The organism is Burkholderia sp. PvR073 (assembly GCF_054055695.1).
In genome coordinates this window covers 516,102-536,239 of sequence record NZ_JBSRXO010000001.1, presented here as the reverse complement: position 1 = coordinate 536,239, position 20,138 = coordinate 516,102, and the positions used below count along the sequence as shown (strand labels likewise).

At 65.6% G+C, this 20,138-nt stretch carries 19 protein-coding genes; 13 read left to right on the top strand and 6 right to left on the bottom strand.

The annotated features are described in order from the left end of the window. Nucleotides 1-3: 3 nt before the first annotated feature. Genes tssF through ACVK00_RS02320 form a run of 4 tightly spaced genes read left to right on the top strand, consistent with a single transcriptional unit; the run spans nt 4 to nt 4,232 of the window. Nucleotides 4-1,818 (top strand): type VI secretion system baseplate subunit TssF, encoded by a 1,815-nt coding sequence (gene tssF, locus ACVK00_RS02335; RefSeq protein ID WP_284900086.1) that lies wholly within the window; start codon nt 4-6, stop codon nt 1,816-1,818. A gap of 17 nt (nt 1,819-1,835) precedes the next feature. Beyond that, entirely contained in the window at nt 1,836-2,939 is a 1,104-nt protein-coding gene (gene tssG / locus ACVK00_RS02330) for a type VI secretion system baseplate subunit TssG (protein WP_416378689.1), read from the top strand. Between the two features lie 13 nt (nt 2,940-2,952). Further along, on the top strand, nt 2,953-3,471 hold the full coding sequence (tssJ, locus tag ACVK00_RS02325) for a type VI secretion system lipoprotein TssJ (protein WP_284900087.1): 519 nt from the start codon (nt 2,953-2,955) through the stop codon (nt 3,469-3,471). After that, nucleotides 3,468-4,232 (top strand): hypothetical protein, encoded by a 765-nt coding sequence (locus ACVK00_RS02320; protein WP_284900089.1) that lies wholly within the window; start codon nt 3,468-3,470, stop codon nt 4,230-4,232. Before tssJ ends, ACVK00_RS02320 begins: the two co-directional genes overlap by 4 nt. Before the next feature lie 87 nt (nt 4,233-4,319). On the opposite strand, the gene catC is transcribed toward ACVK00_RS02320, so the two are convergent. From catC to ACVK00_RS02305, 3 genes are read right to left on the bottom strand one after another with little or no spacing between them, the layout of a single operon-like run. Continuing rightward, nucleotides 4,320-4,610, bottom strand: a complete 291-nt coding sequence (catC, locus tag ACVK00_RS02315; protein ID WP_228909350.1) for a muconolactone Delta-isomerase — start codon at nt 4,608-4,610, stop codon at nt 4,320-4,322. A gap of 43 nt (nt 4,611-4,653) precedes the next feature. Beyond that, nucleotides 4,654-5,556: a catechol 1,2-dioxygenase gene (gene catA / locus ACVK00_RS02310; protein ID WP_284900091.1), complete on the bottom strand. Its 903-nt coding sequence runs from the start codon at nt 5,554-5,556 to the stop codon at nt 4,654-4,656. Between the two features lie 36 nt (nt 5,557-5,592). Further along, nucleotides 5,593-6,726 (bottom strand): muconate/chloromuconate family cycloisomerase, encoded by a 1,134-nt coding sequence (locus tag ACVK00_RS02305; protein WP_284900093.1) that lies wholly within the window; start codon nt 6,724-6,726, stop codon nt 5,593-5,595. Nucleotides 6,727-6,817: 91 nt separating this feature from the next. Between ACVK00_RS02305 and ACVK00_RS02300 the strand changes: the two genes are divergently transcribed. Further along, entirely contained in the window at nt 6,818-7,708 is an 891-nt protein-coding gene (locus ACVK00_RS02300; protein WP_284900096.1) for a LysR family transcriptional regulator, read from the top strand. A 259-nt stretch (nt 7,709-7,967) separates the two neighbouring features. Here the strand turns inward: ACVK00_RS02300 and andR are convergent, their stop codons facing one another. Continuing rightward, nucleotides 7,968-8,927 (bottom strand): anthranilate 1,2-dioxygenase regulatory protein AndR, encoded by a 960-nt coding sequence (andR, locus tag ACVK00_RS02295; protein ID WP_284900098.1) that lies wholly within the window; start codon nt 8,925-8,927, stop codon nt 7,968-7,970. Between the two features lie 209 nt (nt 8,928-9,136). Here andR and andAc point away from each other — a divergent pair, with 209 nt between their 5' ends. The 5 genes from andAc to ACVK00_RS02270 all read left to right on the top strand — a co-directional run bounded on the left by andAc (nt 9,137) and on the right by ACVK00_RS02270 (nt 13,932). Beyond that, a complete protein-coding gene (andAc, locus tag ACVK00_RS02290) occupies nt 9,137-10,408 on the top strand; it encodes an anthranilate 1,2-dioxygenase large subunit AndAc (protein WP_284900100.1) in 1,272 nt (423 codons plus the stop codon). A 14-nt stretch (nt 10,409-10,422) separates the two neighbouring features. Next, a complete protein-coding gene (gene andAd, locus ACVK00_RS02285; protein WP_105830064.1) occupies nt 10,423-10,911 on the top strand; it encodes an anthranilate 1,2-dioxygenase small subunit AndAd in 489 nt (162 codons plus the stop codon). Between the two features lie 16 nt (nt 10,912-10,927). After that, nucleotides 10,928-11,254 (top strand): anthranilate 1,2-dioxygenase ferredoxin subunit AndAb, encoded by a 327-nt coding sequence (gene andAb / locus ACVK00_RS02280; protein WP_006756593.1) that lies wholly within the window; start codon nt 10,928-10,930, stop codon nt 11,252-11,254. After that, the gene (gene andAa / locus ACVK00_RS02275; protein WP_284900104.1) at nt 11,244-12,464 is read left to right on the top strand and encodes an anthranilate 1,2-dioxygenase system ferredoxin--NAD(+) reductase; all 1,221 of its coding nucleotides are present in this window, start codon (nt 11,244-11,246) and stop codon (nt 12,462-12,464) included. The genes andAb and andAa overlap by 11 nt, the downstream gene beginning before the upstream one ends. A gap of 181 nt (nt 12,465-12,645) precedes the next feature. Further along, on the top strand, nt 12,646-13,932 hold the full coding sequence (locus ACVK00_RS02270) for a DUF445 domain-containing protein (RefSeq protein WP_228909367.1): 1,287 nt from the start codon (nt 12,646-12,648) through the stop codon (nt 13,930-13,932). Nucleotides 13,933-13,974: 42 nt separating this feature from the next. On the opposite strand, the gene ACVK00_RS02265 is transcribed toward ACVK00_RS02270, so the two are convergent. Together ACVK00_RS02265 and ACVK00_RS02260 are read right to left on the bottom strand one after the other, a co-directional pair. Then, nucleotides 13,975-14,274, bottom strand: a complete 300-nt coding sequence (locus ACVK00_RS02265) for an addiction module antidote protein (protein WP_166722195.1) — start codon at nt 14,272-14,274, stop codon at nt 13,975-13,977. A gap of 3 nt (nt 14,275-14,277) precedes the next feature. Beyond that, complete coding sequence (locus ACVK00_RS02260; RefSeq protein WP_350227449.1) at nt 14,278-14,595, bottom strand: type II toxin-antitoxin system RelE/ParE family toxin; 318 nt, start codon at nt 14,593-14,595, stop codon at nt 14,278-14,280. A gap of 325 nt (nt 14,596-14,920) precedes the next feature. Here ACVK00_RS02260 and ACVK00_RS02255 point away from each other — a divergent pair, with 325 nt between their 5' ends. The 3 genes from ACVK00_RS02255 to ACVK00_RS02245 all read left to right on the top strand — a co-directional run bounded on the left by ACVK00_RS02255 (nt 14,921) and on the right by ACVK00_RS02245 (nt 19,860). Further along, the gene (locus tag ACVK00_RS02255) at nt 14,921-16,561 is read left to right on the top strand and encodes an acetolactate synthase large subunit (protein WP_354123180.1); all 1,641 of its coding nucleotides are present in this window, start codon (nt 14,921-14,923) and stop codon (nt 16,559-16,561) included. Nucleotides 16,562-16,589: 28 nt separating this feature from the next. Then, a complete protein-coding gene (locus tag ACVK00_RS02250) occupies nt 16,590-18,023 on the top strand; it encodes an aldehyde dehydrogenase family protein (protein ID WP_006756588.1) in 1,434 nt (477 codons plus the stop codon). Nucleotides 18,024-18,276: 253 nt separating this feature from the next. After that, nucleotides 18,277-19,860, top strand: coding sequence for a Na+/H+ antiporter (locus ACVK00_RS02245; RefSeq protein WP_284900110.1), 1,584 nt, complete (start codon nt 18,277-18,279; stop codon nt 19,858-19,860). Nucleotides 19,861-20,138 lie beyond the last annotated feature (278 nt).

The following is a 20,138-nucleotide window of genomic DNA, read 5'->3' as shown; positions in this document are numbered from 1 at the left end:
CCCATGGACAACAACGATCCCATCCTGCGCTACTACGAAGCGGAAATGCGCTATTTGCGCGAATCCGGCAAGGAATTTGCGAAGGCGCATCCCGATCGCGCGCGCCTGCTCAATCTCGACCGCGTCGGCGATCGAGATCCGTACGTCGAGCGTCTTTTCGAAGGCTTTGCATTCCTGACGGGCCGGCTCCGGCAAAAGCTCGACGACGAACTACCCGAACTGACCGAAGGGCTCGTCAGCCTGTTGTGGCCTCACTATCTGCGGATGATTCCTTCGCTGTCGATCGTCGAACTGACGCCGTTCGCGGAGAAATTGCAGAAAACGATAGTCGTACCGGCTGGCGTGCCGGTGCGCTCCGCGCCAATCAACGTGCCGTCCGCGGGCGGCGCGGGCGGCGCGGCACCGCTGACCGTGCAATGTCTGTACCGGACCACGCAGCAGGTTGCGCTGCAGCCGGTGTCGCTCACGCATGCCGGACCGGCCGTGCGACACGACGGCCGATCAGTGATCCGCTTCGGCTTCACGTTGCAAGGATCCGCGCTGCGCAAGGAGACGGATCTGTCGCGGCTGCGGCTGCATTTGAACGCCGATTTGCCGACTGCATTCGCGATGCATCTTGCGCTGACGCGTCAGGTCGACGCGATTCACTGGCGCGTTCCGGAAATACGCGATGGCGAATCCGTGCCGCTGCCGGGCGTCACGATCGAGCCGGCGGGATTTTCGACGGAAGAACGGCTGTGGCCCAAAGCCGATGCGGCGTTCTCCGGATATCAGTTGCTGCTTGAATACTTCACGTTCCGCGAGAAATTCCTGTTCGTCGATCTGTGCGGCCTGGACATCACGAAGCTGTCTGAAAAATCGACCCGCTTTGAACTGGAGATCGTTCTGAAGGATGCCTATCCGTCGGATCAGCGATTCAGCGCGGACAACGTGCGACTGTTCTGTTCACCGGTGATCAACCTGTTCGAACTGGATGCCGAGCCGATCGAGATCGACCATCACGAAACCGAGTATCGCGTCGTGCCGGCCGGTCATCAGGGCGAGCATGTCGAAACGTATTCGGTCGATGCGATCGCGACGTTCGATCACGATACGGCTGAGCGATACGAATACGTGCCGTTCACGACTTTCCGGCACCGCGGCGGCATGCTGCGGCATGAGGCGCCGGAGCGCTATTTCCATACACGCGTGCGTCCTGGCGTATCGGGGCTGCACGAAATGTGGGTGATTCTCGGCGGTCATGCGTGGGAAACGATGGATACGCTGCCGGAGGAAAGCCTGTCGCTGCGCGTGACGGGCACGAACGGACTGCTGCCGCGCAAGGGGCTGCGGGAGGCGAGTCTCGACGAACTGGCGGCCAGCACGCCGAACGTCGCGAGCGTGCGCAATCTCGTGTCGCCGACGTTGCCGCTCCATCCGCCGACGGAAGATCGTTTCCAGTGGCGTGTGCTGTCGCATCTCGCGCCCAACTTCCTGTCGATGATGAACGCGGAGGTGCTGCGCGGCGCTTTGGCGCTGTACGACTGGACGAACGACGAACTGAACCGGCGGCGGCTCGCCGGCATCCTGCATGTGTCGCAGGAAATGATCGAGGAAGTGTCGGGCGGGGCGGTCGAGCGCGGCGTGCTGATCGAGGTCACGCTCGATGCGCATGCGTTCTCGGGCGAAGGCGACGTGATGCTGTTCGGCGAGTTGCTGCACCGGTTCTTCGGCGCATACGCGGAGATCAATCTGTTCACGAAGCTGGCGATCGTCAGCCTGCCGTCGCGGTTGCGGACGGAGTGGCCGCGCAGCAAGGCTCAGCGGGCACCGCTATGAGTGCATCGATCGATTGGATGAGTGCTGAAGCCACGGAGTCGCAGGGCCTGTCGGCAGTGATTGCGAAGCTGTTCGAGCGGGCGCCGAAGATGACTTTCATGCAGTTCTGTCGTCTTTTGGAGGCATGTGCGCCCGAACGTCCCGGGTTCGGTACGCGCGATACGCCGGAGCACGAGCCGGTGCGATTCAGGCCGCGTCCTCGGCTGGGGTTCCCGGCGGGTGAGGTGGCCGCTGTCGAATTCGACGACGAGCATCCCGATGCGCCGCCGACCGTACGCACCACCTTCATGGGGCTTTACGGCGTCGATGCCGCGATGCCGTCGCATACGATCGACGAGATCGCGTTGCGCGAAGAGGGGCATGAAGCGGTCGAGGCATTTCTCGATCCGTTCAATCACCGCATCGCGACGTTGCTGTATCGCGCATGGAAGAAGTATCGCTATCCGGAGGGTTTTCGGGCCGGCGGTGTGGACGATTATTCGCAGAGCCTGTTGTGTCTGCTGGGGTTCGGATGGGGCGACAAGCCTTTGCGGGCAGGCTTGCCGGATTCGCGGATGCTCACGTTGTCGGGGCTGCTGATCCAGCGCACGCGTACGTCGGAAGGCCTGGCCGGGGTGGTGGCGCTTGCCGCGCCGAGGGCCGGGGTTCGCGTCGACGAGTTCTGGGCGGTGACGACGAGTACCGGTCGGCCGAAACCGTTGACGTCGACGAAGCCGGCTGCAGGCGGGCTACCGGACGGCAAGCGCACCGGGCTCGGTGGCGGTTACGTGCTCGGCAGGCGTCTCGCGTATCGCAGCCGGGCAGTGCGCGTGACGTTGCGGCCAGCTGATGCGCAGCAAGCTCAGGATCTGCTGCCGGGCGCATGGCTGCATCGAGAGGTCATCGCATTCATCCAGCTGTATGTCGGCATCAAGGCCGATGTGTATTTGCGGATGGAGGTGTCGTCACGGTTCGTTCCGCATCCGTCCGTCGGGATCGCGCGTGCCGGCCCGGCGCCGCGTCTCGGCTGGACGACGGTGTTGCCGTCTGCCGACGAACGGCTGATCGATATTGCCCTGGGTGCCTACGAGGCATTGCCCGCGCCGCAACCCAACCCGCATCTCGTGCCGCGCACGATCTGATTCCGGAGTCTTCATGTTCTATCGAATGAGTGCGGCAGCCGCTGCCGCCGTATTGCTGCTGTCGGGCTGTGGTGCCTGGCAGTCCGTGTCGGATGCGTCGTCGAATGCGTATCGCGCCGTGTTTTTCAAGCAGGTGAAGGTGCTTGATGTCGATCTGACCGCACGCGCTGCATTGAATCCGGACGACGTAGGGCGGCCCACGTCGGTTGCGGTGCGCGTCTATCAACTGAAGGATCGCAAGGCGTTCGATGCAGCGTCGTATGACGATCTGTTGAAGAACGATCGAACTGTGCTGGCCCAGGATCTGCGAGCGGATATGTCGGCTGTGATGAACCCCGGAGCTTCGTCGAGCTTGTCTCAACCGATGCAACGCGAGACGGAGTATGTGGCGATCGTCGCGTTGTACCGCGTCCCCGGAGCCGCCGAAGACTGGAAACGAGTCGTCGAGAAAAAGAAGCTTGATCCGGATAAGCCTCTACGTCTCGGTTTGACGTCGAATGGATTACGGATGACGGGGGATAGCTCGAAATGAAAGTCATGCAACCAATTCGGAGCGGGAATAAGCCATTCACGCTGTCTAAACAACTCAGGCTGGCAGTTTTGCTTGGCGTTATCGTGTCCGCTCACGCGGTGGCTCGAGATGTGCCGTCTCCATCCATTGCGCCGCTCGCTGGAAAGCCAGACGGTTTCGTTCCCAAAGGCTGGAAGCTGGAATTTCAGACGAAGGGCGACCTGAACGGCGATGGCCGCGACGATCTTGTGCTGGTCTTACGTGACAATGATCCGGCGAACGTGGTATCGCATGATGGCATGTGCGAGAACCCGTTCGACGCGAATCCGCGCATTCTTGTCGTTGCCTTTGCGCAGCCGGATGGCCGGTACGCTGTCGCGTTGCGAAGCGATACGCTCATACCGGTCCGGGAATCCCCCTGTCTCGCGGATGCTCTGGAAGAGGGGAACGTGATTGTCAACCGGGGCGCGTTGCGGGTCACGCTGAGTCGCTTTGCCAGTGCTGGGAGTTGGGAAATGGGATCCACCACCTATACATTCCGGTGGCAGGACCGGAATTTCATGCTGATCGGTTACGACAACTTCTCGGTGATGCGCAATACGGGCGCCGTGCGAAACCTCAGCGTGAACTACTCGACAGGTAAGGTCAAGATATCGATCGGAAATGCGTCCGACGACCGCGAACGTACACGATGGGTAAAGCTGCATACGCAGCGTCGCTGGACGCTGGACCAGGTTGGTGACGGCTTCGAGTTTTCCCGGTCGCTGCCGAGCGTCGAATAGTCGTAAATGCAGGCGTGAATGGCGTCACCACGACGCCATGTTTCGTGGTCCATGCGCCGGATAACCGGTGCATGGACCATACAGGCATTACCGATCGTCGTCCCGAACGGACGACGGATGCCGGCACAGCGCCCGCACCTCCATCTCCATATACGGAAACAACGGCAGCTGACTCAGCACATCATGCAACTGCTGCACGCTCTCGACATCGAAAATGCTGACGTTCGCATACTGCCCCGCGATCCGCCACAGATGTCGCCAGATTCCTTCGTTCATCAACCGCTGGCACATTGCCTTCTCTTCGGCCTTCAGCGTGGCCGCTTTGACCGGATCCATGTCCGTCGGCAGACGGACGGTCATTTCCACATGAAACAGCATCCTGTACTCCTTGCGTTATCGATTCGTCGAACGGGAAGGCCGCTCACGCCTGTGCGCGGGCCCGCTCGACTTCGCTTCCCGGCACGTCCTGCTTTTCCTTGAGCAGCGAGAAATCGAAGTCGATCAGCGCGAACTGGCCGTCGACACCATACGGCTTGCCTTCCGCGCCTTCGGCCTGCTTGACCGCCGGGATCAGCCCGTCACGCGTCGCGAAGGCGAAGTCGTCCCACAGATGCGGATCGCCTTCGATGTTGATCTGCGTCGTCAGCTTACGATATCCGTCCGCGGAAACGAAGAAGTGGATGTGCGCCGGACGATGGCCGTGGCGGCCGAGCTGGTCGAGCAGCTGCTCGGTCTTGCTGCCCGGCGGTACGCTGTAGCCGACCGGCAGCACGCTGCGGAAGCTGTAGCGGCCGTCGGCATCGGTGCGGATCGAGCGGCGCAGATTGAACGCGGGCTGCGATTGATCGAAGTACGAGTAGTTGCCGAGATGGTTCGCGTGCCACACCTCGACGAGCGCATTCGCGATCGGCGCGCCGTCCTGACCGAGCACCCGGCCGCGCATGATCAGCGTCTGGCCCGGATCGGTGCCGTCGTCGAGACGCGCATGGCCGACCGATTCCGGTGCGCCCGCGACATACAGCGGCCCCTCGATCGTGCGCGGCGTGCCGCCCTGGAAGCCGGCCTTCTCCTCGGCCTCGTCCATTCGCACGTCGAGGAAGCGCTCGAGGCCGAGGCCCGCGGCGATCAGCCCGAATTCACGCCCGGCTTCGTTCAGGTAGTTGAGCGCGGTCCAGAACTCGCTCGGCTGCACGTCGAAATCCTCGATCGTGTAGCAGATGTCCTTCACGATCCGGTTGACGATCGCGCGTACGCGCGGGTTGCCGGGCTTTTCCGCGGCGTCGTCGAAGGTCTTCAGCAGGGCGTCGATGGCTTGCTTGTTCATCTGTGTCTCCGGTTTCGGTTGTCGTGTGGGGTGGGATCAGCGGGCGTCGCGTCGCATCCGTTCGATGCGGGCCCAGTCGAAGGTGATGCCGAGGCCGGGCGTCGCCGGCAGGTGCAGCTTGAAATCCTGGTAGCGCAGCGGCTCGACGAGAATCTCCTCGGTGAGCAGCAGCGGGCCGAACAGCTCGGTGCCCCATTTCAGCGAGCCGAACGTGCTGAACAGCTGCGCGGACGCCATCGTGCCGGCCGCGCCCTCGAGCATCGTGCCGCCGTAAAGGTCGATGCCGGCCGCCGACGCGATCGATGCGACACTCGCCGCGCCGAGCAGGCCGCCCGATTGCGCGATCTTCACCGCGAACACGTCGGCCGCGCGGTCCTGCGCGAGCGCGAACGCATCGACCGGGCCGTGCAGCGCTTCGTCGGCCATGATCGGAATCCGCGCGAGCTGCGTGAGGCGTTTCAGCCCCGCGCGATTGGTCGCGGCGATGGGCTGCTCGACGAGGCTCACGCCGGCGTCCGCGAGTCGTGCGCCGGCCCGGATCGCGTCGGTTTCGCTCCATGCCTGGTTCACGTCGACGCGGACGTCGCCGCGCTCGCCGAGCGCGCGCTTGATCGCGATCACGTGCGCAACGTCGTCGTCGACCGCGTTCGACCCGATCTTCAGCTTGAATGCGCGATGGCGGCGCGCGTCGAGCATCGCCTCGGCTTCCGCGATGTCGCGCTGCGTGTCGCCGCTCGCGAGCGTCCATGCGACATCGACCGCGTCGGTCGTGCGGCCGCCGAACAGTTCCGACAGCGGCACGCCGAGGCGGCGCGCCTGCGCGTCGAACAGCGCGGTTTCGATCGCGCATTTCGCGAACCGGTTGCCCTGGAACAGCTTGCGCGCCCGCGCCATCGCGGTGCCGGGGCGCGTTGCGTCCATGCCTTGCAGCAGCGGCGCGAAGTAGGTGTCGATGTTGACCTTGATGCTCTCGGGGCTCTCCTCGCCATACGCGAGACCGCCGATCGTGGTCGCCTCGCCGACGCCTTCGATACCGTCCGTGCATCGAACGCGGACCAGCACGAGGGTCTGGCAATTCATCGTGGCGACCGACAGTTTGTGGGGCCTGATTGTCGGCACGTCGACGAGCAGCGTCTCGATGCGCTCGATGGTGGCGGCAGTTGCTATCATGCGATTCCTCCTGTTGGTGCACATGGTAGGAATTCCCGCCCGGCGTCGTCCAACACTCTTTCCGACTACTTCCATACCTTTGAGGCATGAAATGGAATTGCGTCAGCTCCGGTACTTCATCGCCGTCGCGGAAGAAATGAACATCACGCGGGCGGCGGAGCGGCTGCATATGACGCAGCCGCCGCTGAGTCGCCAGCTTCAGGCGGTCGAGGACGAAGTCGGGTTGCCGCTGTTCGAGCGCGGGGCGCGGCCGCTGAAACTGACCGACGCGGGCCGGGTGTTCTATGCGCAGGCGAAGCGCGTCGTCGAGCAGGCTGACGAGCTTGGCCCGCTGACGCGGCGGCTCGCGCAGTTGTCGGAGCGGATCGTGATCGGCTTTGTGCCGTCGACGCTCTATGGCGCGCTGCCGGACGTGATCCGCGCGTTTCGCGAGGCGCAGCCGAATGTCGAGCTGTCGCTGATCGAAATGTTCACGCTCGAACAGCTCGGCGCGCTGAAGGGCGGGCGGATCGACGTCGGGTTCGGCCGCCTGCGCTTCGACGACGACCAGCTCGTGCGCGAAGCGCTGATCGAGGAAAAGCTGATCGCGGCGCTGCCGGTCGGGCATCCGCTCGCGGATCCGGAACGGCCGCTGACGCTGGCGGACATCGCGAACGAGACGCTGATCGTCTATCCGAGCACGCCGCGGCCGAGCTTCGCGGATCAGCAGCTGTCCGCGCTGCGCGACGGCGCGCTGGTGCCGGCGGCCGTTCACGAGGTGCGCGAGCTGCAGACGGCGCTCGGGCTCGTCGCCGCGCAGGTGGGTGTGTCGCTGGTGCCGGAAAGCGTGGAGGGCGTGCGCGTGAGGGGCGTCGTCTACCGGCGGCTGCCGGAACCCACGGCGACGTCGCCGATCATCATGAGCCGCCGGCTGCACGGGGAAAGTGCCGCGACGACCGCGTTCTGCGCGATCGCGCGGGAGATGATCGTGCCGGTGGTGTAAGGCGGCACCGTTTGCGCGTCGACTGCAACTAACGGTCTGTTTTGGCGCGCCCCGCCGAAGGTTGAGACGGCGTCGCGATGCGATGTGGTTCGCCGGTGACGCAGGCGGGCAGCGAGCTGGCCAGCCGACCAGCCGACCAGCCGACCAGCCGACCAGCCGACCAGCCGACCAGCCGACCAGCCAACCAGCCAACCAGCTGACCCAGCAACCCAACCCAGCCGGCAGCCGGCAGCCGGCAACGCAACGCACCAGCCCCCGCCTACCGCTTGCCGTCGAGCGTCTCCGACGGCGATTCGCCGAACTTCTCCCGATACGCGAGCGAGAACCGCCCGAGGTGCGTGAACCCGCAATCGAGCGCGATATCGGCGATCCGTCGATCGGACACCGACCCGCGCAGCAACTCCCGCGCATGGTCGAGCCGCGTCGCGCGCAGGTATTGCATCGGGCTCATCCCGCGGAACTGCAGGAAGGCGTCGCGCAGCGTCCGTTCCGGCACGTTGGCGGCCTGGACGATATCCGCGAGCTGCAGCGGCTGCGCATAGTGCGCGTTCACGAACTCCTGCGCGCGCCGCACGAAGCCCGGCGCCGGGTCGCGGTGCGAGGCGCGCAGCACGGACGGCGGGTGGCCTTCGATCAGCAGGTCGATCAGCAGGTGCTCGAGTTGCGACGCCACGCGCGGATTGGCGTTCGCGCGTTCGAGCAGTTCGGGCGAGCGGGCGACGAGCATCAACTGCTGGCGCCACGCGGCGAGCGCGGAGTCGCTGATGTGCAGCACGGGGTCGAGCGTCGCGCGCGGGTCGCCGGTGAGCGAGCCGACGGTCGCCGCGTCGATGCGCAGCACGAACTGCTCGCAGTCGGCGGACAGCACCGCGTCGAAGCGCTCGCCGGGCGCGCACAGCACGCCGGTCTGCCCGTCGACGCCGAGCTGGCGTCCCATCGCGTGGACTTCCGCCTGCCCGGACAGGCAGAACATCAGCAGGTAATAGCCGTCGACGGCGTCGACCTGCACGCGCATCGCGTCGCCGAATGCGATGGTGCCCATCCCGAGCCCGCCGAGCCGGACGAAATCCATGTGCGAGGCGCCTTGCACGCGGCCGCTCGGCAGCAGCGCATGCGGCTGCATCACGCGCGAGATCCGCTCGCGCGTCTCGTCGAGATCGCGGGATTCGAACAGCCGGTGCGCGCGCAGCGCATGCGGCTCGAACGACGTTGGGGACATGGGCATCAGCCTCGGTGTGGACGCGCGCTTCGATCCGACGAATGGGTCGCGATCGTGCGCGGGTCGCTTGTGTCGCCATGCTAGCGCAGAAATCCGCCGAAAGTGGATATTGCGCCGCCGCAATCGCACTTTCCGGATAGACGGCGAATATTAGCTTTTCAAAAATGGGCTCCATGCAATCAACGAACCGGAACCACAAGGAGTCCGACATGGAGCAGACAGAATCGCCCGTCGTATTCGCCGCGCGTGACGACGCGTCCGATGTGCGTTTTCCGCACGACGACGGCTCGCGCGTGCCCTACAAGGTGTTCAGCTCGCGAGCGGTCTACGATCGCGAGCAGGAACGCATCTTCCGCGGGCCGACGTGGAACTTCGTCGCGCTTGAAGCGGAAATCCCGAAGGCCGGCGACTTCAAGAGCACGTTCGTCGGTGACACGCCGGTCGTCGTCACGCGCACCGAGGACGGCACGCTGTCCGCCTGGGTGAACCGCTGCGCGCACCGCGGCGCGCAGGTCTGCCGCAAGTCGCGCGGCAACGCGAGCTCGCACACGTGCGTGTACCACCAGTGGAGCTTCGACAACCAGGGCAACCTGCTCGGCGTGCCGTTCCGGCGCGGCCAGAAAGGGATGACCGGGATGCCGGCCGACTTCGACCCGAAGCAGCACGGGCTGCGCAAGCTGCGCGTCGACAGCTATCGCGGGCTCGTGTTCGCCACTTTCAGCGATGAAGTGATGCCGCTGCCGGATTATCTCGGCGAGCAGATGCGGCCGTGGATCGACCGGATCTTCCACAAGCCGATCGAGTATCTCGGCTGCACGAGACAGTATTCAAAGTCGAACTGGAAGCTGTACATGGAGAACGTGAAGGATCCGTATCACGCGAGCATGCTGCATCTGTTCCATACGACCTTCAACATCTTCCGCGTCGGGATGAAGGCGCGCTCGATTCCGGATGCGAATCACGGGCTGCACAGCATCATCACCGTGACGAAGACGGGCGACGACACGTCGGCCGCGTACAAGCAGCAGAACATCCGCTCGTTCGACGAGGGCTTCCATCTGGAAGACGAGTCGATCCTCGATCTCGTGTCGGAATACGACGAGGACTGCACGAACCATATCCAGCCGATCTTCCCGCAGCTCGTGATCCAGCAGATCCACAACACGCTGGTCGCGCGCCAGATCCTGCCGAAGGGGCCGGACAACTTCGAGCTGATCTTCCACTTCTTCGGCTACGCGGACGACACGCCCGAGCTGCGCGCGCTGCGCATCAAGCAGGCGAACCTGGTTGGGCCGGCCGGCTACATCTCGATGGAGGACACCGAGGCGACCGAACTCGTGCAGCGCGGCACGGTGCGCGACGCCGATGCGACGTCGGTGATCGAGATGTCGCGCGGCAATCCGGACCAGCAGGACACGGTGATCACCGAAAGCCTGATCCGCAAGTTCTGGGTCGGCTACCAGAAGCTGATGGGCTATTGAAGCGGGAGCGCGGAATGATGGAAAACCTGACGGAAGACATGAAGACGTGGTTCGAGATTTACATGCTCCAGAACCGCTACATCGGCCACCTCGACAACGACCGGCTCGAACACTGGCCGGAAATGTTCACCGAGGATTGCACGTACGAGATCGTGCCGAAGGAGAACGCGGATCTCGGGCTGCCGGTCGGGATCGTCCACTGCACGAACCAGCGGATGCTGCGCGATCGCGTGGTGTCGCTGCGGCACGCCAACATCTATGAAGAGCACACGTACCGGCACATGACGTCGGGCCTCACGATCGTCGCGGAACGCGACGGCGAGATCGACACCGAGAGTAACTACGTGGTCGTGCAGACGCGCAGCAACGGCGAATCGAACGTGTATCAGGCCGGCAAGTACTACGACACGGTCGTGCGCACGCCCGACGGGCTGCGCTACAAGACCAAGCGCGTGATCTACGACACGTCGCGCGTGCAGACGCTGCTCGCGACCCCGATCTGACAGCCAAGGAAACGACATGACCGAAGCAACGCTCGCCGAATGGCATCCGCTGGGCGCATTCGACGAATTCTCCGAAGACGAACCGGCGGCGCGCGTCGCCGGCCAGAAGCCGATCGCGGTGTTCCGGATCGGCGACGAACTGTTCGCGATGCACGACCTCTGTTCCCATGGTCATGCGCGCCTGTCCGAAGGCTATGTGGAGGACGGCTGCGTCGAGTGCCCGCTGCACCAGGGGCTCATCGACATTCGCACGGGTGCGCCGAAATGCGCGCCGATCACCGAGCCGGTGCGGACCTATCCGATCCGGATCGTCGACGGGCAGGTGGAAGTCAATGTCGACTGACCCGTTCGTGATCGTCGGCGCCGGCCACGCGGCGCGGCGCACGGCCGAGGCGCTGCGCGCGCGCGACGCCGATGCGCGCATCGTGATGATCGGCGCGGAGCGCGAGCTGCCGTACGACCGGCCCGCGCTGTCGAAGGACGCGCTGCTGAGCGACGGCGGCGAGCAGCGCGCGTTCGTGCGCGATGCCGCGTGGTACGACGCGCAGCGCGTCGAGCTGCGGCTCGGCACGCGCGTCGAGGCGATCGAACGCGATGCGCGGCGTGTGCGCCTCGACGACGGCGCGACGTTGCCGTATGCACGGCTCGTGCTCGCGACGGGGTCGCGGGTGCGTGCGTTCGGCGGCCCGGTCGACGCAGGCGTCGTTCCTCATTACGTGCGTACCGTTGCCGACGCGCGCGCGTTGCGGGCGAAGCTTGCGCCCGGGCGTCGCGTGGCGGTGCTCGGCGGCGGCTTCATCGGTCTGGAAGTGGCGGCCGCGGCGCGCCAGCGCGGGTGCGACGTGACGGTGATCGACCCGGCGCCGCGCTTGCTGCAGCGTGCGTTGCCGGAAGTCGTCGGTGCCTATGCGCGGCAACTGCATGACGCGCACGGCGTGAACTTTCAGATGGCGACGCTGCCGCGCGCGATTCGCCGCGCGGCGGGCGGCGGTGCGATCGTCGAGACCGATCGCGGCGACGTGCCGGCCGATATCGTCGTGGTCGGGATCGGCGTGGTGCCCAACGTCGAGCTCGCGCAGGCGGCCGGCCTCGAGGTCGACAACGGGATCCGTGTCGATGCGGGCTGCCGCACGGCCGATCACGCGATCTTCGCGGCGGGCGAGGTGACGATGCACTTCAATCCGCTGCTCGGGCGTCACGTGCGGATCGAGTCGTGGCAGGTCGCGGAAAACCAGCCGGCCGTCGCGGCCGCGAACCTGCTCGGCGCGGACGAAACCTATGCCGAGCTGCCGTGGCTGTGGTCCGATCAGTACGACTGCAACCTGCAGATGCTCGGTCTGTTCGGCAGCGAACGCACGACCGTCGTGCGCGGCGATCCGGCGAGCGGGCCGTTCACGGTGTTCGGACTGGGCGACGATGGCAGGATCGTCGCGGTGGCCGCGGCGAACCTCGGGCGCGACATCGGCGCGTCGCGCCGGCTGATCGCGGCGGGGGCGGTGCCCGACCCGGTGAAGCTTGCCGACCCGGCGGTGAACCTGAAGACCTTCCTCTGACGCAGCGTGCGAACGCGGCCCGCGTGGCCGGGTTCGCGTCGGCGTCCGGCGGCGGGCAGCCGGGCGGTAGATCGAAGGAACGCCGTTCCGGACAACCTTCCCGGCGCGCGCGATGCGCGCGGGTTTGTCGCGGGCCGGCGATCGGTGCATATTAGCGGCATTGCCGTTTCACCGGTCGCCCATGACGCCAGACAAAGCCCTCGAACTGAAACGCAGCAAGCGCCGCGCGCTATGGCTGCTGCTGGCCGCCGTCGCGGTGTTCGTCACGACGATCCTGCTGCCGCGCGGCCCGTGGGTCGACGGTTTCAAGGCGGTGGCCGAGGCCGCGATGGTCGGCGCGCTGGCCGACTGGTTCGCGGTCGTCGCGCTGTTCCGGCGCGTGCCGATCCCGTTCGTGTCGCGCCACACCGAGATCATTCCGAAGAACAAGGACAAGATCGCCGACAACCTTGCGGTGTTCGTGCGCGAGAAATTCCTCGGCCCCGACGCGCTCGCCGCGCAGATTCGCCAGCACGATCCAGCCAGCAAGCTCGGCGCATGGCTCGGCGAACCGGCGAACACCGACGCGCTCGGCGGCTACGTGACGAAGCTGATGAGCTTCGCGCTCGACATGACCGACGACGCGCGGATCCAGTCGTTCGTCCACGATGCGTTCCGCGCGGTGATCGACCGGATCGACCTGTCGCAATCGGCCGGCGCGATCCTCGACACGCTGACGAAGGACGGCCGGCACCAGGCGCTGCTCGACGACGCGATCGAACAGGTGGTCGACGTGCTCGACAAGGAGGAGAACCGCGAGGTGATCGCGGGCTTCATCGTCGAATGGCTGAAGACGCAATATCCGAAGGTCGAGAAGATCATGCCGACGCAGTGGTTCGGCGAGAACGGCGCGCGCATGCTGGCGAGCGCGGTGAGCCGCGTGCTCGAGGGGGTGGCGGCCGATCCCGAACACGAACTGCGGCAGCGCTTCGACCGCACGGTCGTGCGGCTGACCGAGCGGCTGAAGCATGATCCCGTGTTCATCGCGAAGGGCGACGAGATCAAGCGCTACATCCGCGATGGCGACGCGTTCAACGACTATGCGCGCGATCTGTGGGACCAGTTGCGCGCGTGGCTGAAGGCCGATCTCGCGCGCCCGGATTCGTCGCTGCACCGGCAGGCCGCGACGCTGGGCGGCTGGCTCGGCGCGCGGCTTGCTGAAAGCCCGGCGTTGCGCGCGTCGCTGAACGAGCATATCGAGAAGGCCGTGCACGAGATCGCACCGGATTTCGCGGATTTCCTGATGCGTCACATCCGCGATACGGTTCGCAACTGGGATGCGCGCGAAATGTCGCGGCAGATCGAGCTGAACATCGGCAAGGACCTGCAGTACATCCGCATCAACGGCACGCTGGTCGGCGGGTTGATCGGGCTCGGGCTGTACCTGGTGTCGCTGGTGCCGCATTGGGCTGGCGGATGGCTGCGTTGACGTGGCCATCGCGCACCTGGCGCGCCCGCGCGCGCCGGCGAATCACGCGTGCGCCTTCGCGCCGTGCAGTTGCAGGCCGAGCGCCTTGATCACTTTCAGGATCGTGCCGAAGCTCGGATTGCCGTCATGCGACAGCGCCTTGTACAGCCCTTCGCGCGACAGGCCCGCGTCGCGCGCGACCTGCGACATGCCGCGCGCGCGGGCGATCACGCCGAGCGCATGCGCGATGAAGGCCGGGTCGTCGCCGCCTTCCTGCAGACAGGCCTCGAAGTAGTCGGCCATGTCGTCGTCGGTTTTCAGGTGTTCGGCCGAATCCCACGGCCGGGTCTTGATCTTGTCCATCGATCACTCCAGGTCGAGCCGCGCGAGCATCGCGTGCGCGGCGCGGATGTCCGCCTGTTGCGTTGACTTGTCGCCGCCGCAGAGCAGGATCACCCATATCGTTCCGCGCCTGACGTAGTAGACGCGATAGCCGGGCCCGTGATCGATACGTATTTCGACGACGGGGGAGCCGGCGGATTTCCAGTCGCCTGGATTGCCCATCGACAGACGGTCGATGCGCGCCTGGATGCGGCGCTTCGCGACGCGATCCTGCAGGCCGGCAAACCACGCGTCGAAGACGTCGGTGGTCCGGATACTGAATGTAGGTGCACTGTATGGCATGGATCTCAGCATGTCAACCATGGTTCACAGGTTCGATGAATGGAATTCGGGTGCCCCTACAGTAGGGCCGCGCGCGCCGTTCGACGTCGAATTGGCCGTCAGGCCGACCCTGTCGCGAGGCCGGCCCCGGCCATTCGGTCGAAGTCGGGATTGCGCGAATCCGTCTACAATCAAAAACGTCCTTGTCGACCGCGCGTGCTTGCCGCGCGCGTGCCGTGTCGTGGTTTGTGTCCAGTAGGTAAAGCGTCCGCGTGCCGTAGGCCGGCGCGCGTTCTGAACGTCGCGCGCCCGTAAGCCGGGCAGGCGGCATCAACCGAGAGTCCCCATGAAAGCATCGGATCTGTTCGTGAAGGCGCTGGAAGCCGAAGGCGTCGAGTACGTGTTCGGCATTCCCGGCGAGGAAAACCTCGATCTGCTCGAATCGCTGCGGCGATCCAAGATCAAGCTCGTGCTGACCCGGCACGAGCAGGCGGCCGGGTTCATGGCCGCCACCTACGGCCGCCTGACGGGCCGCACCGGCGTGTGTCTCGCGACGCTCGGGCCGGGTGCGACCAACTTCGTGACGGCCGCCGCCTATGCGCAGCTCGGCGGCATGCCGATGCTGATGATCACCGGGCAGAAGCCGATCAAGTCCAGCAAGCAGGGCCACTTCCAGATCGTCGACGTCGTCGACATGATGCAGCCGCTGACGAAGTTCACGCGGCAGATCGTGTCGATCGGCAACATTCCGTCGGCGGTGCGCGAGGCGTTTCGCCGCGCGGAGGAGGAGCGTCCGGGCGCCGCGCACCTCGAACTGCCGGAGGACATCGCGCACGAGGAAGGCGACGGCAAGCCGATTCCGCGCAGCTACAGCCGGCGGCCGATTGCCGAGGAGAAGGCGGTCGCGCACGCGATCGACGCGATCCAGGCCGCGCGCCATCCGCTGTTGATGATCGGTGCGGGCGGCAACCGCAAGACGACCTGCAAGATGCTGCTCGAATTCGTCGACAAGACGGGCATCCCGTTCTTCACGACGCAGATGGGCAAGGGCGTGATCGACGAAACGCATCCGCTGTGGCTCGGCAACGCGACGCTGTCGGACGGCGACTTCGTGCATCGCGCGATCGAGCATGCGGACTGCATCATCAATGTCGGCCACGACGTGATCGAGAAGCCGCCGTTCTTCATGCGCGCGGACGACAAAACGGTGATCCACGTGAACTTCCTCGGCGCGCAGGTCGATCCCGTCTATTTCCCGCAGATCGAGGTGGTCGGCGACATCGCGAACGCGGTGTGGCAGATGAAGGAAGCGGTGACGCCCCAGCCGCACTGGGATTTCGAGCGCTTCACGATGATCAAGGAGCATTTCGACGCACACCTGCAGAAGGGCCAGCACGACCCGCGCTTCCCGATGTATCCGGTGCGGATCGTGAACGACCTGTACAACGCGCTGCCGCTCGACGGGATCGTCTGCCTCGACAACGGGATGTACAAGATCTGGTTCGCGCGCTACTGGCGTGCGCACGAACCGAACTCGCTGCTGCTCGACAACGCGCTCGCGTCGATGGGCGCGGGCCTGCCGTCGGCGATCGCGACGAAGATCGTGCATCCGCAGCGCAAGGTGATCGCCGTGTGCGGCGACGGCGGCTTCATGATGAATTCGCAGGAACTCGAAACGGCCGTGCGGCTGAAGCTCGACCTCGTCGTGATGATCCTGCGCGACGATGCGTTCGGGATGATCCGCTGGAAGCAGGAGAACATGAATTTCCCCGATTTCGCGATGACGCTGAAGAATCCCGATTTCGTGTCGTATGCGCAGAGCTACGGCGCGCATGGGCATCGCGTCGAATCGGCAGACGATCTCGAGCCGCTGCTGCGCGACTGCTTCGCGACGCCGGGCGTGCATGTGATCGACGTGCCGATCGACTATTCGGACAACGAGCGCGTGCTCAACCGCGAAATCAAGCGCCTGTCGGCGCAACTCTGAATCCGCAGTTCACCGGAAGGAGCGTTCCATGTTGAAGGATACCTATCCGTATTACCTGGCCAACGAAGCCGTCTACGCGAACACCGATCTCGACGTGACCGACAAGTTCAGCGGCAAGGTCGCGACACGCGTCGCGCTCGCCGACGCGAAGGCGATCGATGCGGCCATCGGCGCGGCGGTCGATGCCGCGAAGCCGATGCGCGAGTTGCCGGCCTACAAGCGGCAGGCGGTGCTCGATCACTGCGTCGCGCGCTTTCGCGAGCGCTTCGACGAGCTGGCCGAGGCGCTGTGCATCGAGGCCGGCAAGCCGATCAACGATTCGAAGGGCGAAGTGACGCGGCTGATCGATACGTTTCGCGTTGCGTCCGAGGAGTCGGTGCGCATCGATGGCGAAGTGATCAACCTCGAGATCTCGGCGCGCGCGCAAGGCTACACGGGCTATACGCGGCGCGTGCCGATCGGCCCGTGCTCGTTCATCTCGCCGTTCAACTTCCCGCTGAACCTCGCCGCGCACAAGGTCGCCCCCGCGCTGGCCGCCGGCTGTCCGTTCGTGCTGAAGCCCGCGAGCCGCACGCCGATCGGCGCGCTGATCATCGGCGAGGTGCTCGCGGAAACCGACCTGCCGAAGGGCGCGTTCTCGGTGCTGCCCGCGCATCGCGACGGCGCGGACCTGTTCACGACCGACGAGCGCTTCAAGCTGCTGTCGTTCACGGGCTCGCCGGCCGTAGGCTGGGCGCTGAAGGAGAAGGCCGGCAAGAAGAAAGTCGTGCTCGAACTCGGCGGCAACGCGGCGGCGATCGTCGACGCCGATCAGCGCGGCCAGCTCGACTACGTGGTCGAGCGTCTCGCGTTCGGCGCATATTACCAGTCGGGCCAGAGCTGTATCGGCGTGCAGCGGATCCTCGTGCATGCGGATCTGTACGACGCGCTGCGCGACAAGCTGATCGCGAAGACGCGTTCGCTGAAAATGGGCGATCCGAAGGATCCGTCGACGTTCGTCGGCCCGATGATCTCCGAATCCGAATCGCGCCGGCTGTCCGGCTGGATGGATGCGGCCGTCGCGGCGGGCGCGAAGATCGTCGCGGGCGGCAAGGTCGACGGCGCGATGTTCGAGGCGACGCTGCTCGAAAATGTCGGCCGCGAGCAGGACCTGTACCGCAAGGAGGCATTCGGCCCGGTCGCGATCCTCGAGAAATTCGACCGCTTCGACGATGCGCTCGCGCGCGTGAACGACAGCGACTTCGGGCTGCAGGCCGGCGTGTTCACCGATTCGCTCGCGCATGCGCAGCGCGCGTGGGACGAGTTGGAGGTGGGAGGCGTCGTGATCAACGACGTGCCGTCGTTCCGGGTCGACAACATGCCGTATGGCGGCGTGAAGGACTCGGGGCTCGGCCGCGAAGGGATCCGCTACGCGATCGAGGACATGACCGAGCCGCGGCTGATGGTCGTGCGGCGCCGCTAGCGCGATCGCAGGCGGCAAGACGGCACGCGGGCGGGCGATCGCGGGATCGCGCCGGCCCGCGTGCCGTTTTTCATTTCGACAGCTGCGGACGGGCGCGCCGACTTCCCGCCGTGTGGTATCGACGCGGCACCGCGCGCCGCGCCTGCCGAACGCGCTCGACTCCCGGCATCGCATCGTGATGTAATCGCGCGAAATGGCCAACCAGGGTACGACACCGGTTGGCGTGCGCATTCATTCTTCACGAGGTCGATTCATGTCCCCCGTCTCGGCGTTCAAGCTGGTTCTGTTGTCGTTTCTCGCGATCGTCGCGCTCGAATGCATCGCCAAGCGATTGCGGTTGCCGCCTGCGGCCGCGCTGCTGATCGGCGGCATCGGCATCGCGTTCATTCCCGGTCTGCCGCCGATCAACCTCGATCCGGAACTCGTGCTGCTCGTGTTCCTGCCGCCGCTGTTGATGGACGGCGCGTATTTCTCCGTATGGGAGGAGTTCAAGCGCAACGTCGGCGGCATCCTGATGCTTGCGATCGGCGCGGTGGTGTTCACGACGTTCGCGGTTGGTTTTGCCGTGCACTGGGTCGTGCCGTCGCTGCCGTGGGCCGCATGCTTCGCGCTCGGCGCGATCGTGTCGCCGCCCGACGCGGTGGCCGCGAAGGCGGTGCTCGAACGCGTCGCGCTGCCGCGCCGGCTGATGGTGCTGCTCGAAGGCGAAAGCCTGTTGAACGACGCGGCCGGCCTGGTGCTGTTCCGCTTCGCGGTCGCCGCCGCGCTGACGGGCGCGTTCAGTTTCGAGCACGCGGTCGTGCGCTTCGCGGAGCTCGGGCTCGGCGGCGTCGTGGTCGGCTACCTGGTCGGCAAGCTCGTCGTGTGGTTCCTGAAGCTGCTCGATGACGACTATCTGGTGATTACCGTCGCGGTGATCGCCGGCTGGATCGCATACATCGCGGGCGAGATGGTCGAGGTGTCGGGCGTGATCGCGACGGTGACGGCCGGCATGATCGTCGGCTGGCATCAGCACGAGGTGTTTTCGGCCGCCGTGCGCACGCGCGGCACCGCGTTCTGGCAGGTCATCGTGTTCCTGCTCGAGGCGATGGTGTTCGTGCTGATCGGGCTGTCGCTGCGCGGCGCGATCCACCGGCTCGGCGGTTTCGAGCAGGTGCTCGCCACGATGGTGCCGCCGGTGCTCGCGGTGCTGGCGGCGGTGGTCGTGTCGCGCTTCGTGTGGGTCTACGCGGTCGAGGCGCTGAAGCTGCCGGTGCGCGGGATCGTCGGGCGCGGTTTCGCACCCGACTGGAAGGCCGCGACGATCATGAGCTGGGCCGGGATGCGCGGGGTCGTGACGCTGGCGATCGCGTTGTCGTTGCCGGAGGCGATGCCGGGCCGCGACGTGATCCTGGTCGCGTCGTTCGCGGTGATCCTCGTCACCGTGCTGCTGCAGGGCACGACCATCGGGCCGCTGATCCGGCTGCTGCGCCTGCCTCAGCACGAAGCGCGCGCCGCGCATCACCTGACCGAGCCGATGGCGTGGGCACATATCGAGGCGGCGCAGCTCGCGGCGATCCAGCCGCTGGTGCGCGACGAGCGCGGCAACGTGATTCACCCGCGCCTGCTGGAGCAATACACGTATCGCGCGCAGCTGACCGAGCGGGCGAAGAACGAGCCTGCGTATCCGGCGGAGGTGCGCACCGCGCACTACGACGTCGTGCTGGCCGCGATCAAGGCCGGACGTGCGGAATTGTTGCGCCTGCATCGTTCGGGCCGCATCCACGACGAGATGCTGCACATGCTCGAGCGTGATCTCGATCTGCAGGAAGTGTCCGCGCAGCACGCGCGCGGGTAGGCTGCCGCACGGCCCTCGCTGGTGCGGTTGCCGGTTCCGGCCGGCCACGCCCCCGGGGCGTTCGCGTCGCGGCCGATCCGGTCGCGACGCGCGACTTTCTCCCTCCATCTCCCCCGATTCCGTCGCATCGGAGTCCGGCCCCAATACCTCCGACACGCGAGGCTTGCAGCGCATGCAAGCCTCATGGCACCGGCTTCGCAAACGTTATCGTCTTTCGCGTCCGGAAATGATCTGATTTAACTGAATCCCTCTCTTTCACCATATTTGGCAAAACTAAA